General features: G+C 70.0%; 15 protein-coding genes and 5 pseudogenes. 10 read left to right on the forward strand and 10 right to left on the reverse strand.

All coding sequences use genetic code 11. The features are described 5' to 3' along the window. Window positions 1–61 precede the first annotated feature (61 nt). The 3 genes and pseudogenes from ACWGIU_RS10525 to ACWGIU_RS10535 form a co-directional block, all read left to right on the forward strand. Window positions 62–190 (forward strand): annotated as a pseudogene (locus ACWGIU_RS10525) (cation-transporting P-type ATPase); the annotation flags it as partial. A gap of 325 nt (window positions 191–515) precedes the next feature. Continuing rightward, entirely contained in the window at window positions 516–2,639 is a 2,124-nt protein-coding gene (locus ACWGIU_RS10530) for a cation-translocating P-type ATPase (protein ID WP_453704343.1), read from the forward strand. A gap of 59 nt (window positions 2,640–2,698) precedes the next feature. After that, window positions 2,699–2,851, forward strand: a pseudogene (locus ACWGIU_RS10535) (DUF1918 domain-containing protein); the annotation flags it as partial. A gap of 299 nt (window positions 2,852–3,150) precedes the next feature. Here the strand turns inward: ACWGIU_RS10535 and ACWGIU_RS10540 are convergent. The 3 genes and pseudogenes from ACWGIU_RS10540 to ACWGIU_RS10550 all read right to left on the reverse strand — a co-directional run. Beyond that, window positions 3,151–3,404 (reverse strand): annotated as a pseudogene (locus tag ACWGIU_RS10540) (response regulator transcription factor); the annotation flags it as partial. Window positions 3,405–3,484: 80 nt separating this feature from the next. Further along, on the reverse strand, window positions 3,485–4,129 hold the full coding sequence (locus ACWGIU_RS10545; protein WP_453704345.1) for a CBS domain-containing protein: 645 nt from the start codon (window positions 4,127–4,129) through the stop codon (window positions 3,485–3,487). Between the two features lie 45 nt (window positions 4,130–4,174). Beyond that, window positions 4,175–4,639 carry a Crp/Fnr family transcriptional regulator gene (locus ACWGIU_RS10550; protein ID WP_453704347.1) on the reverse strand — a complete coding sequence of 155 codons (465 nt, stop codon included), beginning with the start codon at window positions 4,637–4,639 and terminating at the stop codon, window positions 4,175–4,177. A gap of 179 nt (window positions 4,640–4,818) precedes the next feature. Between ACWGIU_RS10550 and ACWGIU_RS10555 the strand changes: the two genes are divergently transcribed. The 6 genes and pseudogenes from ACWGIU_RS10555 (at window position 4,819) to ACWGIU_RS10580 (ending at window position 9,317) form a co-directional block, all read left to right on the forward strand. Next, the gene (locus ACWGIU_RS10555) at window positions 4,819–5,322 is read left to right on the forward strand and encodes a pyridoxamine 5'-phosphate oxidase family protein (RefSeq protein WP_453704368.1); all 504 of its coding nucleotides are present in this window, start codon (window positions 4,819–4,821) and stop codon (window positions 5,320–5,322) included. Window positions 5,323–5,422: 100 nt separating this feature from the next. Beyond that, on the forward strand, window positions 5,423–6,316 hold the full coding sequence (locus ACWGIU_RS10560) for a potassium channel family protein (protein WP_453704349.1): 894 nt from the start codon (window positions 5,423–5,425) through the stop codon (window positions 6,314–6,316). A gap of 165 nt (window positions 6,317–6,481) precedes the next feature. Continuing rightward, the gene (locus tag ACWGIU_RS10565; protein WP_453704351.1) at window positions 6,482–6,817 is read left to right on the forward strand and encodes a hypothetical protein; all 336 of its coding nucleotides are present in this window, start codon (window positions 6,482–6,484) and stop codon (window positions 6,815–6,817) included. Between the two features lie 141 nt (window positions 6,818–6,958). After that, window positions 6,959–7,120, forward strand: a pseudogene (locus ACWGIU_RS10570) (universal stress protein); the annotation flags it as partial. 142 nt (window positions 7,121–7,262) lie between these two features. Next, window positions 7,263–8,738 carry a bifunctional aminoglycoside phosphotransferase/ATP-binding protein gene (locus tag ACWGIU_RS10575; RefSeq protein ID WP_453704370.1) on the forward strand — a complete coding sequence of 492 codons (1,476 nt, stop codon included), beginning with the start codon at window positions 7,263–7,265 and terminating at the stop codon, window positions 8,736–8,738. Between the two features lie 159 nt (window positions 8,739–8,897). Beyond that, on the forward strand, window positions 8,898–9,317 hold the full coding sequence (locus tag ACWGIU_RS10580) for a CBS domain-containing protein (protein WP_453704353.1): 420 nt from the start codon (window positions 8,898–8,900) through the stop codon (window positions 9,315–9,317). 24 nt (window positions 9,318–9,341) lie between these two features. On the opposite strand, the gene ACWGIU_RS10585 is transcribed toward ACWGIU_RS10580, so the two are convergent. The 6 genes from ACWGIU_RS10585 to ACWGIU_RS10610 form a co-directional block, all read right to left on the reverse strand. Further along, window positions 9,342–10,217: a universal stress protein gene (locus ACWGIU_RS10585; protein WP_453704355.1), complete on the reverse strand. Its 876-nt coding sequence runs from the start codon at window positions 10,215–10,217 to the stop codon at window positions 9,342–9,344. 76 nt (window positions 10,218–10,293) lie between these two features. Continuing rightward, window positions 10,294–10,950 carry a CBS domain-containing protein gene (locus ACWGIU_RS10590; protein ID WP_453704357.1) on the reverse strand — a complete coding sequence of 219 codons (657 nt, stop codon included), beginning with the start codon at window positions 10,948–10,950 and terminating at the stop codon, window positions 10,294–10,296. A gap of 9 nt (window positions 10,951–10,959) precedes the next feature. Beyond that, window positions 10,960–11,586 (reverse strand): CBS domain-containing protein, encoded by a 627-nt coding sequence (locus tag ACWGIU_RS10595; protein WP_453704359.1) that lies wholly within the window; start codon window positions 11,584–11,586, stop codon window positions 10,960–10,962. A 12-nt stretch (window positions 11,587–11,598) separates the two neighbouring features. Continuing rightward, the gene (locus ACWGIU_RS10600; RefSeq protein WP_453704361.1) at window positions 11,599–12,204 is read right to left on the reverse strand and encodes a CBS domain-containing protein; all 606 of its coding nucleotides are present in this window, start codon (window positions 12,202–12,204) and stop codon (window positions 11,599–11,601) included. A 43-nt stretch (window positions 12,205–12,247) separates the two neighbouring features. Further along, window positions 12,248–12,934, reverse strand: coding sequence for a CBS domain-containing protein (locus ACWGIU_RS10605; protein WP_453704363.1), 687 nt, complete (start codon window positions 12,932–12,934; stop codon window positions 12,248–12,250). 27 nt (window positions 12,935–12,961) lie between these two features. After that, window positions 12,962–13,831, reverse strand: coding sequence for a universal stress protein (locus ACWGIU_RS10610; RefSeq protein ID WP_453704365.1), 870 nt, complete (start codon window positions 13,829–13,831; stop codon window positions 12,962–12,964). A gap of 250 nt (window positions 13,832–14,081) precedes the next feature. On the opposite strand from ACWGIU_RS10610, the pseudogene ACWGIU_RS10615 reads away from it, so the two are divergent. Then, window positions 14,082–14,210 (forward strand): annotated as a pseudogene (locus tag ACWGIU_RS10615) (universal stress protein); the annotation flags it as partial. Between the two features lie 106 nt (window positions 14,211–14,316). Here ACWGIU_RS10615 and ACWGIU_RS10620 read toward each other — a convergent pair. Next, complete coding sequence (locus ACWGIU_RS10620) at window positions 14,317–14,994, reverse strand: class I SAM-dependent methyltransferase (RefSeq protein WP_453704366.1); 678 nt, start codon at window positions 14,992–14,994, stop codon at window positions 14,317–14,319. Window positions 14,995–15,071: the final 77 nt, after the last annotated feature.

Below are 15,071 nucleotides of genomic sequence, written 5' to 3' on the forward strand. Positions count from 1 at the left end.
TTGCTGCACCGGGCGTTCTGCCCGGTCATCACGGTTCCGGCCGAATAGGACCGCCATGGCGATGACTCCGGCCACCGCAGAAGCACCTGTCAGCACGCTCGGCGGGCTCACCGACGTCGAGGCAGAACGCCGACTGACCGAGCACGGCAGCAACGAGATCCCGCCCGCCCCGGCGGCACCCTGGTACGCCAGGGTGCTGGCCCAGCTCCGCGATCCACTGATCATGGTGCTCCTGGGCGCGGTGGTACTGACGATCGCGATCGGCGACCACGCGGACGCGGTGGTCATCGCCGTGGTGATCGTCGTCAACACGACCGTGGGCGTCGTGCAGGAGACCCGTGCCGACCACGCGGTGGCAGCTCTCTCCGCGATGTCGGCACCGAAGGCACGGGTCCTGCGGGACGGTGCTCCGCGCGAGGTCCCCGCCGCCGCCGTGGTGCCCGGCGATGTCCTGCTTCTCGCCGAGGGCGACATCGTGGCGGGCCGACGCCGATGTCACCGAGGCGTCCGCCCTCATGATCGACGAATCCATGCTCACCGGGGAATCCATCCCCGTGGACAAGGAGGGCGATTCGACGCTGGGCGCGGGGACGGTGGTCGTGCGAGGCCGGGGTGTGGCGACGGTGAGGGCCACCGGGCCCGACAGCGCGCTCGGCCGGATCGCCGCGCTCCTCGACACCAAGCGGGAGCCGACACCCCTGCAACTCCGTCTCGCCTCGCTGGGGCGCATCCTGGCCATCGTCACCCTGGCCCTCTGCCTGGTGGTCTTCGGCCTCGGGCTCGTCCAGGGCCTGCCGCTCGGGATCATGGCGGTGACGGCGATCAGCCTGGCCGTCGCAGCGGTCCCGGAATCACTGCCGGCCGTCGTGACCCTGGCGCTCGCACTGGGAGCCCGGCGCATGGCGGCCCGGCACGCCCTCATCCGCCGGCTCCCCGCCGTGGAGACCCTCGGCTCCGTCACGGTCCTCGCCACCGACAAGACCGGCACCCTCACCGAAGGCCGCATGGTCGTCCAGCACGTGTGGACGCCACGGGCCGCAGTCGACTTCTTCGGAGTGGGGTACGAACCGCAGGGAGACGTCCTGGTCGAGGGCAGGCAGCCGACGGCGGCCGAGCTCGGCCCCGTGCAGGAGCTGCTGACGGCCGCGTCGCTCTGCAACGACGCCTCCCTGCGGCCGCCCCGGGCAGAGCCCCCGGACGAGAACCGGTGGACCGCGGTCGGCGACCCCATGGAGGCCGCCCTCCTGTCGGCCGCGGTCAAAGCCGGGTGCGACGAGCCGGAGCTCCTGAGGCGCACCCACCCCAGGACGTGGGAGATGCCGTTCGACAGCGGACGTAAGCGCATGACCACAGTCCACCGCCTGCCCTCCGGCGGCGCCCTGGTGTGTCTGAAGGGCGCCCCGGAGGTGGTGCTGGCCGCAGCCGTTCTCGCCGACCGCACCGACCTGGTGGCCGGAGCCCGGCAGCAGGCGGCGATCCTGGCCTCCCGCGGATACCGAGTGCTCGCCGTGGCCTCCGCCGAACACACTGAGCAACCGGACAGCGCGGAGACGGCCGAAGCAGGACTGAGGCTCTTGGGCCTGGTCGCCATCAGCGATCCGCCCAAGCCCGCGGCAGCGGCCACTCTCGCCGCCTGCCACGCGGCCGGCATCACCCCCGTCCTGATCACCGGAGACCACCCCGCCACGGCACGCGCGATCGCCATCCGCGTCGGCCTGGCCGAAGCGGACACCGATGACGAGACCGTGGTCAACGGCCCCGACCTGGCGGCAGGCCGGATTGCCGACCTCACCGCCGCACGCGTCTTCGCCCGGACCGATCCACAGCAGAAGCTCGACATCGTCGACGCCTGGCGGGCCAAGGGGGCCGTCACCGCCATGACAGGCGACGGGGTCAACGACGGCCCCGCCCTGCGCCGCGCCGACATCGGGGTGGCCATGGGCCAGCGGGGCACCGAGGTCGCCCGCCAGGCTGCCGACCTCGTGCTGACCGACGACGACCTGTCGACCGTGGTCGCGGCCGTCGAGGAGGGCCGGCGGGTCTACGACAACATCCGCCGCTTCCTCGTCTACGGCCTGGCCGGCGGCGCCGCCGAGATCCTCGTCATGCTGATCGGCCCCCTCCTCGGCCTTCCGCTGCCGCTCCGGGCGGGTCAGATCCTGTGGATCAACCTCCTGACCCATGGTCTGACCGGGGTGGCCATGGGCGCCGAACCGGTGGACCCGGAGGCGATGCACAGGCCCCCCAGGCCGCCCGGCCAGCACATCCTCGGCGCGGGCGCCTGGCAGCGCCTCGTGGTGCTCGCCGCAGTCGTCACAGCTGCCTGCCTCAGCGCCGGGACGGTCGCACGGGCCTGGGGTCTGCCCTGGCAGAGCGTCCTCTTCCTGTCCCTGCTCGCTGCGCAGCTCGGCGTCGTGCTGGGCCTACGAACCCGCTTGCTGACCAGGGAGAACCTCTTCCTGCCCCTGTCCGTCCTCGCCTCCGCCCTCCTCGGGGCGGCAGCGCTCTACCTTCCTCCACTGCAGTCGGTTCTGGAGACCGAACCTCTTGGACGGCCGGGCCTTGCCCTGGCTTCAGTTGCCCTCGTGAGCGGCTTCGCGGCGGCCCGACTCGCACGGCACGCATTCCGAAGGAGCTGATGATCATGAAGGCGAACACGTCCCAGCACGGTCCCCACGCCCGCGTAGGCGACGAGATCATGGTGGGCGGGCCGTCGGTGGGCAAAGCGGGTCGCGACGGCGAAGTCGTCGGTCTGCACCACGACGACGGCACCCCGCCCTACGACGTCCGCTGGTTGGACACCGGCAAAACGACCCTCTTCTTTCCCGGACCGGACGCACACGTTCGGCATCCCGGTGCAGAGGACGCCGGCTGACGCCTTCAGCAGACCGGACTTCCCCTGTGAGCCGCTTGGAGGCGGACGTGTTCGGCAACCCGTACATGACCGAGAAATGGCGGGTACCGCCGGATGGAGGCGACCTCCCGCCCTACGGGTGACCCCCCGTCGACACTCTCTCAGCTCCGGCCCTTGCCGTGCTCCGGCTCGTGCCCGCGCCCGTGTTACTGAGATTCCGCCTGTGGTGTCGCACGGCGGCTGGGTTTCTGACCTGGGGTCATTGCCGACCGCCAGACGACACCACGCGGAGATCATCAGTAGTGGACCTGCGCGGCGATGACGGCGGCCTGCACCCGGCGCTCCACCCCCAACTTGCCCAGCAGCCGCGAGATATGGTTCTTGACCGTCTTCTCGGACAGGTGCAGCCGCTTGGCGATCTGAGCGTTCGTGAGGCCTCGCCGATCAGTTCGAGCACAGAACGCTCCCGTTCGGAGAGAGCGGCCAGCCGATCGTCGTCCGGAGCCTTGACGGTCTCCGGGTCCCTCAGCGAGTGCGTCAGACGGGCGGTGCGCCTTGTCTCAGCGGGGCGGGCGGACGCACCTTGTGGTGCGTCCCCGAGCCCCCGAGCCAGCGCGGCGGTGAAGGGGTTCAGGCAGCTCCGCCGGGCTGCCCTTCCAGTTCCATCCGTACGTCCACCACGCCTTCCACGGCACGGATGGCGCGGGCCACCAGCGGCACGAGGGCGCGATCACGGAGCGATCCGCGCAGGGTGACGACGCCGTCCTTCACCGATGCCTGTAGATCTACCGGGGGAGCGAGCTCGGCGAGCACCGCGTCGCGGATCTCCTCCTCGATCTCCTCGTGGGTGCGCAGGAAGACCTTGAGCAGGTCGCTTCGGCTCACGACCCCCTCCAGCATCCCCACGCCGTTCACCACGGGGAGGCGCTTCACGTGCTTGCGGGCCATGATCTGGGCAGCTTCGGCGAGCGTGGCGTCGGGGTGTACGGTCACGGCCGGACTCGACATCAGCTCCTCGGCCAGCACACCCCCCGCCTTGGACGCCTCTTCCAGCTGATCGGGAAGCCGGGGGTCGTCGCGGCGGAACTCCTCCTTCGGAAGAAGATCCGCCTCGGAGACCACCCCGACGACACGCCCCTCGCCCTCCAGGACGGGAACGGCGCTGACCTTCCACTGGTCCATCAGCTCGACGATCTCCTTGTACGAAGCCTCACGGCCGATGGCCACGGCCGTATGGGTCATGACGTCGCTGACGGTGTACCGGGACGCGGGCATGACGTCCTCCTCACTGCTGGGGGTTGAGGTGCGGGACACCGGCCGTCAGAGATAGCTGCCACTGCCGTGCGGGGCATAGAGGTCGAGCAGCCGGATGCGGGCGGCGTGCAGCCGGTGCGCGAGCACCTGCGCGACCCAGTGACCCATCGCGGAGCCGAAAGCAGGGTCGGTATCCATCATCGTGCGCACCGCGGCGGCGTCGAATCCGTACGTGCGCACCGGTGTTGTGGCCACCGCGCCCAGTTTCCAGGCACTGGGCTGCAGCATCCAGGAGCACCCCACGAGTTCGCCCGGTCCGAGGCTTTCGATCACCGCCGGCTGTCTGCCGGGCACGTGCACGTCCAGGGCGACGATGCCGGTTCGGACGATCCAGAACCTGTCCGCCCGGCCGCCCTCGTTGAAGAGGCGCGCGTTCTCGGGGAAGTTGACGTCCCGTGCGATGTCCATCAGCCGGGAACGGTGCTCAGCCGGCAACGCGCCGGCGATCTTCGTAGGCGTAGTGGTCCTCATGGGGGCCTCCGGTTGATTCCGATTCAATTCTGGGCGGTCCAGAGGCGCTGGGCATGGGCCGACCGGCCCCCGATTCCACAGGACAGGGGACCGTTCGGCCCTGGCACGGCGCGCGAGGAGGCCAGGACGCTGGGTGTAGCCGAGGCCGACACGATGCGGTCGGAGCGGAGGGCCGTGTGATGGATCATGAAACCGCCTGGAGGCCGGACCATGGCCCTGTCACGGACCCGACGCGGTCCACGGAGCAACTGGACCGCTCTGAGGCGCTGCGGCTGCTGGGCACCGTGCCGCTGGGCCGCATCGTCTTCACCCACCAGGCGCTGCCGGCCATCCGGCCGGTGAACCACGTCGTCGAAGGGGAGGACGTGATCATCCGGCTCGACGAAAGCGCCTCACGCGAATCGCTGATGGCGACACCCGGCACATCCGGCACACCCGGCACACCCGGCATCGTCCTCGCTTACGAAGCCGACGCCATCGACCCCGACACGCATCTCGGCTGGAGTGTCGTGGTGATCGGCTACGCCGAGCTCGTCGAGAACCGCAACGAGGCCGAACGGCTTGCGGCGCTTCTCGACCCGTGGATGAACCAGCCGCCGGCCGGCATCCTGCGCATCCGGTCCGAAATCGTCACAGGGTTCCGCCTGGGGCCGCAGCCCCGGCCGATTTCCGCCGCCGGGTGAGTCCGGCCCCGCATCTGGCACCTGGCGACGGCGTGGGCTGCGATCAGCGGCTACGGAGGTGCGCGATCCTGGGCGAAGCGCAGGGGAAAAGGGGTGCCGGATGGATTGGCTGGTCACGGTCATGGGCGCGGCCCTGGTCCTGCTGATCCTGCGGGACGTGTTCCACACGCTGTGGCACCCGACGCGTCACGGCGGGCTGAGCCGCCTGGTCATGACCACACTGTGGCGGCTGTCCCTCGTCCTTGGCACCCGTCGCACAGCAGCCGGCCTGGCCGGCCCGCTCGCCATGGTGTCCGTCGTCGCCCTGTGGGCCCTGACCGTGGCGGTGGGGTGGGCGCTGATCTACTGGCCGCACATGCCCGAGGCGTTCGTGTACGCGGGCGGGTTGCACCCCGACGATCATGCGAGTCTGCTGGACGCGACCTACGTCTCGCTGGTCACGCTCTCCACGCTCGGTCTCGGCGACGTCGCCCCTGCCGAGGGATGGCTGCGCCTCCTCGCACCCCTGGAGGCGCTGGTCGGATTCGCCCTTCTGACCGCGACGGTCTCCTGGATCCTCGGCATCTACCCCGCGTTGGCGCGCCGCAGGGCGCTGGCATTGCGGCTCTCCCACCTCTCCCGTACGTACCCCAGAAGGGAACAGATCGACTCCCCGGCCGGGGCCGCCATGCTGGACAGCCTGGCCACAGCGCTGTCCGTCGCAGCGGTCGACCTGCTCCAGTACGCGGAGTCCTACTACTTCCACGACGGCGACGACCGGACCTCCCTCGCCCACCAGATCGGCTACGCCCTCGACATCGCCGATGAGGCTTCGGAAGCCGGACACCGGGATGTCCGGCTCGCCTCCACGGTGTTGAGTTCCGCCCTGGAAGACCTCGCGAGCATCCTGGACGAGCGCTTCCTGCACACCCAGGGCACGCCCAGGCAAGCTCTCGACGCGTTCGCGCGCGACCACGGACGGCAGGTGGGCACCGGTGACCACGCCCTGCCGTGAATCCCGCGGCGTGGACGACGACACTCGTCGCGCAGCGGTACTTCGCGGTACCGAGGGCCCCGGGCAGGGGGCTGCGCCGTGCGCCGTTTGCCCCATCGCGCAGGACCGCGCCCCGTGAGTAGGGCAGGCTGTGCCGGGAGACGCCCGAAGAGGCAGCGGGTACCCATGAAGCCGCTCGCCGGCACGGCGGTCATCGGGATCGGCAACGAGTTCCGGCGCGATGACGGGCTCGGGTGGGCCACCATCGCGTTGTTGTGTGAACGGGAAGCACGGCGACCTCTCCCAGCCGGTACTGAGCTCGCCCAGAGCGATGGAGACCCCGGCCGCCTGATGGCCCTCCGGGAGGACAAGGCCCTCACGCTCGTCGTCGACGCCTGCTTCCCACCGGCGGCGCAGCCCGGGCGGACACACCGGCTGTGCGAACGAGCCGTCCGCAACCACGACCCGTGCATCTCGTGTTCGGCCCACTTCCTGGAACTGGACATCGAACGCACCCACTGATCACGTTCCTGGAACGACGGCCTCCGGCGCGCTGCGGGGAGGCTTCAGGTGCTCCGCGGATGACATGCGGCCGTAGCACGGCGCGTTGGCACAGGCGCTTCATCGAGTACCGCTTACGGTCGCTGCACGGCTACCGGCGCAATCGGGGACGACAGGGCTCCGGCCGACCGGACACCTCACCTCCCTTCCAGTCATCTACCAGACGGAGCAGCCGGCATGGAGCCAGTCGTCACCGTGGGCCTCGACGGTTCACCCGAGAGCCTCGCGGCCGCCCGTTGGGCCGCTGACGAAGCCGACCGCCGCGCCCGCTGCCCTGTCGCCGTCATTGCCCATGACTGAGGAGCCGAGCCACAACGAGGTGCTGTCGGTGCCGGCGCACCGCACCGACGCGTCCGCGCTCCGGACCGGCACCGGCCTCGATGTTCCGCCGTTCCCGCGGGCAGAGGTGTGCGAGACGCACACCGCGGTCCTCTTCTTCGTCGGTGACCGCGCCTACAAGCTGAAAAAGCCGGTCGACCTGGGGTTCCTCGACTACACGACCGCGGCGGCCCGGCGGATCGTCTGCGAACGGGAGATCGCCCTCAACCGTCGCTTCGCTCCCGACGTTTACCTGGGGCTGGCCGAATTTCGCGGACCGGACGCGGAAACGCCCGAACCTCTCGTGGTGATGCGTCGTATGCCGGCGGAACGTCGCTTGTCCCTGCTCGTCAGTGAAGGCGCCGACGTCGACGACGCCCTGCGGTCCGTCGCACGCCTCCTCGCCTCCCGCCACGCGGACGCGCCACGCGGCCCGGACATCGACGATCAGGGCAGGCGGGACGCGCTGTCCGCACGCTGGGAAGCGAGCTTCACTCAGGTCAGGGGACTGACTGGAGACGGCGGGCTGCTCGACGGGGTGGACGAGGCGCAGCGCCTGGTGCGTCGCTATCTCGCAGGCCGCGAGACCCTGTTCGATGCCCGTATCGAGCAGGGGCGGGTGGTCGACGGCCACGGCGACCTGCTCGCCCAGGACATCTTCTGCCTCGACGACGGCCCCCGCATCCTGGACTGTCTGGAATTCGATGACCGCCTCCGCCATGTCGACGGACTCGACGACGCGGCCTTCCTCGCCATGGACCTGGAGCAGACGGGTGCCCCGGAGGCCGCGGCGTTCTTCCTCGCCCAGTACGGCGAGTACTCCGGTGACCCCGCACCGCCGTCCCTGTGGCACCACTACGTCGCCTACCGCGCGTTCGTCCGGGCCAAGGTGTCCCTGATCCAGGCAGCTCAAGGCGCTCGCGGCGCGCAGGCGTCAGCGCGGCGCCTGGTCACCACGACGCTGCGCCACCTGCGCACCTCCGCCGTCGGCCTGACCCTCATCGGCGGCCTCCCGGGCAGCGGGAAGTCCACGCTCTCCGGCGCACTGGCCGATCGTCTGGGCGTCACACTGCTCAGCAGCGACCGCCTGCGCAAGGAGCTGGCAGGCATCCCGGAGGAGGAATCCGTGGCCGCCGGGTACGGCGAAGGGCTGTACACGCCCGAGTGGACCGCGAGGACGTACGCGGCCCTGCTCGACCGGGCGTCCACCCTGCTGTCCCGCGGCGAGTCAGTCGTCCTCGACGCCACCTGGTCCGACGCGGGACAGCGCGATGCCGCCCTGCGCTTGGCCGAACGCACCAGTGCCGACCTGGTGGCCCTGCACTGCCAGGCTCCGGGAGAGGTGTCGGCGGTGCGCCTGACCACCCGCGCCCCCGGAGCCTCCGACGCAACCCCTGAGGTGGCCAAGGCCATGGCAACCGCGGAACCGCCGTGGGCGGAGGCCGTCCCCATCGACACCGGCGGCCTCCTGGAGGCCGCGGTCATCCAGGCGATGGCGGCCGTACGCCCGTACGGCTCCGGTCAGGCGCCGGTCTTCCGCCGCCCTTACATGGAGCCGGATTAAGGAGAATGGCGACGCCCCGTGCGGAGGCCCGCTCGCCGCTACACATGTCCTGGCCACAGCTTGGTCTTCGGTTTCATCGGAATCTCGCGTCGACGAGCGCGGCGCTGGGCCCAAGTCCAGACTGGAGACGGACAGGGATACGCGCGTGAGGAGGCAGCCATGACCACCGCACGGGACATCATGCACAGCGGTGCCACCTGCGTACAGGAGACCGAGACGCTCATGGACGCGGCCCGGCGGATGAGCGAACTGGACGTCGGCGCTCTGCCGATCTGCGGGCCTGACGACCGTCTGCACGGCATCATCACCGACCGTGACATCGTGCTGAAGTGCCTTGCCAAGGGCAAGGACCCGCACCACATGACAGCCGGGCAGCTCGCGCAGGGCAAGCCGGTCACGGTCGACGCCGGCGCTGACACGAGCGAAGTGCTGCAGACGATGCAGGATCACCGTATCCGACGTGTCCCGGTGATCGCCGACCACCGCCTCGTCGGGATGATCAGCGAGGCCGATCTCGCCAGGCATCTGTCCGAGGAACAGGTGGGGCACTTCGTCGAGACGATCTGCGCGGAGCGGTAAGCCGCAGCGCGGCGCCTTGTGCCGCTAATCGTGCGCGATGACGGCGACGGGCGCCTCGGCGTGGTGGAGGACCGCGTGGGTGACCGGTCCGATGTGTGCGCCGATCGAGGACCTCCGGATGCGGCGGCCGACGACGATGAGACCTGCTTCGGAGGACCTCTCGACGAGCTCGGTAGCGGCATGCCCGGCGCTCGCGCGCGAAATGACCGCGACATCCTGGTGCTTGTCCTGCCAGGGCCCCAGGACGTCGCGCAAAGAGGCATTCGCGCTGATTTCGAGCTGGGCGTGCACTCTCGGGTCGTACGCCGCGCCGTATCCCACCAGTGGAGGCGGTGACCAGCTGTGCAGAACATGGAGGGTGCAGGCCCGCCGTGCTGCCTCCTCGAAGGCGAAGGTGAGCAGCGCATCGCACGGCCGGCTGATGTCAACGCCTACCAGAACCTCGCGGGCGGCGTGCCGGCCGTCGGGGCGCGGTACCGCGTCCTCGCTCGCACGCACCATGACCACCGGCCGTACCGTCGCCCGGATGACCGCCATGCCGACGGAACCGAGGACGAAGCCCGTGACGGTGCCCAGTCCCCGGGAACCCAGGACGATCATGTTCGCGTCGGCCGCGACGCCGGCGAGCTCGGCGGCCGGTCTGCCGTCGAGTGACCGAACATCGACGTCCAGTTCGGTGTGGCTCGCACGCAGTTCGTCGGCGGTCTCGTTCATCAGCGTCTGAGCCCAGTGGCGGCGGACTTCGCTCGTCGGCACCGGGAGGCCCCGGGGCGACGAGCATTCCTCGGCGTGGACGAGGCGAAGCGGCACGCCGTGCAGGACGGCCTCTCGCGCCGCCCAGTGGCCCGCCGCGAGGCTTTCCGCGGATCCGTCGAGGCCGACGACGATTCGATCGTGCATGAGGGCTTCTCCCGGCAGTGGCCCACATGGGCGCGGTAGTTCGTCCCGCCCGTGTCGAGGCGGATCGGCGGCTTCTTCAGGCTGAATTCGTGTCGTCGATGGCGTAGCCGAGATGCTGGGTTACGGAGACCACGCCGTCCACGGTCCGGCAGAGGCGTTCGATGAGCGGGATGAGGCTCCTGAAGTCGACGGTTCCGCGCAGTTCGACCCGGCCGTCGGTGACGGCCACGGTGACGGCCGAGGGGCTCTGACGCAGGCTGAGGTCGAGCACGTCACCCATGATCTCGTGACGGATGTCCTCGTCGTCCCGCAGGAAGATCCGTAGCAGGTCCCGTCGGCTGACGATTCCGATCAGTACGTCCGAGTCGTCCACGACCAGGAGCCGCTTGACTCCTTGTGCTTCCATCAGCCTGGCCGCTTCGGCGACGGTCCACTCCGGCCGGGCACACACGGGGGGCGAGGACATCAGCTCCTCGGCGCGCGTACCTGCGGCCTTGTCCTCCTGCCAGGCCTCCCGTTCGGGAAGCGACCGGAAGTAGTCGCTCTGTCCTGCGGACTTCGGCAGCAGGTCCCGCTCCGAGATCACGCCGAGCGGGTGGCCGGAATGGTCGACGACGGGGACGGCCGACACCTTGTGTTCCGTCAGGGTGCGGGCGATCTCCTTGAAGGGGGCGCTGATGGGGACGGCGACGACCTCGCGGGTCATCAGCTCGCGGACTTCCCGATGCTTCATGCTCTTCTCCTAGCGCTCGGTGGGCGTCCGTGCACCGACCGACACGTCGTCCTGCTCGTAGTCGAGCCGGTTGGCCACGTCCACGACGCCGTCGACGCTCTGACACAGGCGCAGCACGATGGGAACCAGACTGCGTCGACTGACGGTGCCGCTGAGGGTCACCAGCCCGTCGTTGACCTCGACCGTGAACGACGACGGGCTGAGGCCCAGGGTGCGGGTCAGTACGTCTTCGAGGATCTCCTCCTGGATGGCGTGGTCCCTGCGCAGGAAGAGCTGAAGCAGGTCACTGCGGCTCAGGATGCCGATCAGCCGGCCACTGGAGTCCACCACGGGCAGTCTCTTGACCTGGTGCCCCCGCATGACTCGCGCCGCGCGGACGACGCTCCACTCGGTCTGGGCGGTGATGGCGGGGCTGGTCATGAGATCGGCGGCGGTGTTGGTGCCGCTGCCGTAGCTGCGCTTGCGGAGCAGGTCGGCTTCGGAGACGACGCCCACGGGATGCTCGGCCTCGTCCACCACGGGCACGGCGGAGATGTCGAACTCCTTGAGGAGCCTGGCGATCTCCTTGAACGGGGTGCCCCGCTGGACGCTGACGGCTGTCGGAGTCATCAGGTCGGCGACGCTGCGATGCCTCATCGTCGGCCTCCCTCACGCTCGGACCTTGGTGTCGAGGCGCACCGCCGTGACGTCCACGACCCCCGGTACGGTGCGTGCGACACGCACCAGCACGTCTTTGAGGGCCGGGTCGGGGATGGAGCCGTCCAGGTGCACGATGCCGTCGGCCACGTGGACCTGCACCATGGCCGAGCCGGCGGGGATGAGCTCTGCCATGATCAGTTCGCGCAGCTCCTCGGCGATGTCGGCGTCGGGGCGGAGGTAGATCTTGAGGAGGTCGCCCCGGCTGACCACGCCGACGAGGAGGCCATCGCCGTCGACGACGGGGAGCCGCTTGAGGTGGCCGCGGGCCATCAGGCGGGCGGCGCCGGGGATGTCGGCGTCCTTGGTCACGGTGACAGCCGGTACGGTCATCAGCTGCCCGGCGGTCACTGCTCGGGACTCGTCCGCGCCCTGGGCCTTGAGCAGGAGATCCGCCTCGGACACCACGCCGGCGACCCGGCCTTCCTCCGACAGGACGGGCAGGGCGCTGATCCGCCACTGACGCATGGTCTCCACGATGTCCTTGAACGGTGTTCTGCGGTCGACGGAGATGACGGCATGGGTCATCACGTCCTCGACGGTGCGAAGGTGCTTCATGATGCCTCCAGAGCTGCGCTCTTTCCGCCCGTTGTCGTGAGGGTCAATGGGCGGCGCGGTCCGGATCGGCAGCCGACGACAGGTCGTCGATCGCGTAGCCGAGGGCTTGGTCCACGCTGACGACCCCGTCCACCGACTGGCACAGTCGTTCGATCACCGGAATGGTGGACCGGTCCTCGACCTGGCCGTTCAAAGAGACGACCCCCTCGCGTACGGTCACTGCGACGCCGCTGGGTGTCATCCTGAGCGTCCGGCTCAGCACATCGTCGACGATCTCATCGCGGATGGCGTCGTCGCGACGGAGCATGGGCCGCAACAGGTCGGTACGGCTGACGATGCCGACCAGGGTTCCGGTTTCATCGACCACCGGCAGACGCTTCACGCCCCGCTCGTGCAGGAAGCGGGCCGTTTCGACGATGCCCCATGCCGGGCGGGCGGTCAGAACGGGGGTGGACATCAGATCGCCGGCGGTCCGGGCGTCCATGGAGGCACGGTCCATCGGCGCCGTACGGGGCAGGGGGTCACGCCCTTCGTTGTCGGGCAGGCCGGCTTGCCTGCGGAGGAGGTCCGCCTCGGAGACGATGCCGATCGGGTGGTGACGGGTGTCCACGACGGGCAGGGCCGAGACCGCGTTGTCGTCGAGCATCCGGGCGACCGTTTTGAGTGACGCTTCGGGGCCGGCCGTGGCCACGTTCCTGGTCATGACGTCTGCGACGGTGCGGTGAGACATGTCCGGTCTTCCTTGTGAGTAGGGCCGTCAGTCGTGAGCGATGACCGCGACGGGGGCGGCGGCGTGGTGCAGGACCGCATGGGCCACGGAGCCCAGGTGCGCCCCCACAGGGGAGCTGCGCAGATGGCGGCCCACCACGACGAGGTCCGCGCTCGCTGCGGCTCGGACGAGCTGGTCGCCGGCGGGCCCCATGAACGCCTCGTGGGTGACGCACAAGGACGGGAACTTGTGCCGCCACGGCATCAGCATGTCGTCGAGCATCACGGTGACACTCCGGCCGACCTCCCGCTCGTTCTCCGGGTCGAAGAAGGGCGCGTACTCGTAGAGGGAGGGCATCTTCCAGCCGTGGATCACTCGCAGGGCGCAGCCGCGACGGTCGGCTTCCTCAAAGGCGAAGGCCACAACCTTGTCCGCGGCCTCGTGGATGTCGACACCCAGGACGATCTCCCCGTACCGGACGGGCTCGGCCTCATCGGGCGCGTCCGACGCGCGTACGAGCACAACCGGCGTCTCGGTGGCCGCCAGTGTCGACAAGCTCACCGAGCCGACGAGGAATCCGACCACGACTCCCACCCCGCGGGAGCCGAGTACGAGCAGCCCGGCGTCCGCCGCCTCGGCGGCCAGGGCTGCCGCCGGCCTGCCGGAGAGGCATCTCGTCGTGACCTCCAGGCCGGGATGGCGACGTCGCACGTCCTGCAAGGCCTCGGTGAGAGCCTCGTCTGCCCAACGGTCGGCCACTTCGCGGCCCGGCACCGGTACAACGGGGCTGATCAGCCAGTCGACGGCGTGGACGAGCCGCAGCGGTACCTTGCGCAAGGCCGCCTCCCGGGCGCCCCAACGGGCTGCGGCCCGGCTCTCCGGAGAGCCGTCCACGCCGACGGTCACATGGTGCTTCATGGTCAGAACCTCCTCGGGCGGCGCGGGGCCGCGGTCCTCTTCCAGCGTCGCCTGTGGCGCGACGACCGAGGAGAGGCCGATTGGGCCCCCTATGGGGCCGACCAGCCCCCCCGCTGCTTCACGGAGGTGCGCGAGGCGACGTAGTCCGCGCGAAAAATCCGGATTCGGACAGCGGCGTATCCGGGAAGTCCCGGTCGGTGCCTTCCGCGTGCCCATGCCGTGCTCCCGGTTTCGCTCGTGACGAAGCGGAGCAGATGCCGCCGAACACGCCCTCGCCGTGGTCGTGGGCCGTCCGGGCGAAGGCGGTTGCACAGGCATGCGCCTTGGATCGGTCGTCCACGGGCTGCTGCACCGCGCGCACTGCCCGGCGATCACGGTCTCGTGCGGTGAGGACTGCGTGACGACGCCGCCGCCCCGGTGCACCGAGCATCGGGGCGGCATGAAAGAAGTTGAGCCAGAACCCGAGATCGGACAGCACTGGGCCCTCAGGGGCACTCACCGGGGGGAAGGGTCTGCGTGACGCGCCACAATCGCCGCGGAAGGCCGCCTTCGTCGAAGGCGGCGACCTCGTGCAGAGTCCAGTCTTCGGCGAGGGCGTCGACCAAGTCGCGGGGGAAGAAGTGGACGGCGAAGCCGCCGTGTTCCCAGATGTCGTCTCCGTGCCCGGTACCGGCCTGGTAGTGGGCGTCCCCGGTGTGGCGGACGGTGTAGACGAAGGCTCCGCCCGGCCGCAGTACCCGTCGAACCTCGGCGGCCAGGGCGTGGATCTCCTGGGTGGACAGTGCCATGCAGAGCAGCATGTGCGCGAACACGGCGTCCACCGAGTCGTCCGGCAGCGGCAGGGGCTCGCGAACGTCGTGCACCGCCGTGGAGACCCGCCCGGCCACGCCTTGGGCAGTGGCGGCTTCCCGAAGCCGTTCCAGTCCCACCGGGCTGAAGTCGCCGGCCACCACCGAGAAACCCTGGCGGGCGAAGTACAGCGCGTCACGGCCATGGCCGGCACCCAGCTCCAGCACCTCGCGGGCACCGGCGGCCCGGAAGACGGCGGCGGCACGGACCGCCGGCTCGGACGGCTGCTCGCCGTACATACCGGGATGTTCGCGGTAGGCCTGCTGCCAGTGCGCACGCTGAACCTCGGCCAGCTCGTCGTCGGACTCCGACATGCTGACACCTTCCTCACCAGGCCGGTATCGAACAACCGGCACCGCCAGGCCAGCCTAAGGGCTGTCCCGTAATCCCC

It is taken from the genome of Streptomyces sp. NPDC054840 (assembly GCF_053611065.1).

What these genes read in the sequence shown, in the direction of transcription:
- ACWGIU_RS10555 (WP_453704368.1), top strand. Translation starts at nt 4,819, where the DNA reads ATGGATCATGAAACCGCCTGGAGGCCGGACCATGGCCCTGTCACGGAC.
- ACWGIU_RS10560 (WP_453704349.1), top strand. Translation starts at nt 5,423, where the DNA reads ATGGATTGGCTGGTCACGGTCATGGGCGCGGCCCTGGTCCTGCTGATC.
- ACWGIU_RS10580 (WP_453704353.1), top strand. Translation starts at nt 8,898, where the DNA reads ATGACCACCGCACGGGACATCATGCACAGCGGTGCCACCTGCGTACAG.
- ACWGIU_RS10600 (WP_453704361.1), bottom strand. Translation starts at nt 12,204, where the DNA reads ATGAAGCACCTTCGCACCGTCGAGGACGTGATGACCCATGCCGTCATC.
- ACWGIU_RS10550 (WP_453704347.1), bottom strand. Translation starts at nt 4,639, where the DNA reads ATGAGGACCACTACGCCTACGAAGATCGCCGGCGCGTTGCCGGCTGAG.
- ACWGIU_RS10605 (WP_453704363.1), bottom strand. Translation starts at nt 12,934, where the DNA reads ATGTCTCACCGCACCGTCGCAGACGTCATGACCAGGAACGTGGCCACG.
- ACWGIU_RS10530 (WP_453704343.1), top strand. Translation starts at nt 516, where the DNA reads ATGATCGACGAATCCATGCTCACCGGGGAATCCATCCCCGTGGACAAG.
- ACWGIU_RS10620 (WP_453704366.1), bottom strand. Translation starts at nt 14,994, where the DNA reads ATGTCGGAGTCCGACGACGAGCTGGCCGAGGTTCAGCGTGCGCACTGG.
- ACWGIU_RS10585 (WP_453704355.1), bottom strand. Translation starts at nt 10,217, where the DNA reads ATGCACGATCGAATCGTCGTCGGCCTCGACGGATCCGCGGAAAGCCTC.
- ACWGIU_RS10565 (WP_453704351.1), top strand. Translation starts at nt 6,482, where the DNA reads ATGAAGCCGCTCGCCGGCACGGCGGTCATCGGGATCGGCAACGAGTTC.
- ACWGIU_RS10590 (WP_453704357.1), bottom strand. Translation starts at nt 10,950, where the DNA reads ATGAAGCATCGGGAAGTCCGCGAGCTGATGACCCGCGAGGTCGTCGCC.
- ACWGIU_RS10595 (WP_453704359.1), bottom strand. Translation starts at nt 11,586, where the DNA reads ATGAGGCATCGCAGCGTCGCCGACCTGATGACTCCGACAGCCGTCAGC.
- ACWGIU_RS10545 (WP_453704345.1), bottom strand. Translation starts at nt 4,129, where the DNA reads ATGCCCGCGTCCCGGTACACCGTCAGCGACGTCATGACCCATACGGCC.
- ACWGIU_RS10610 (WP_453704365.1), bottom strand. Translation starts at nt 13,831, where the DNA reads ATGAAGCACCATGTGACCGTCGGCGTGGACGGCTCTCCGGAGAGCCGG.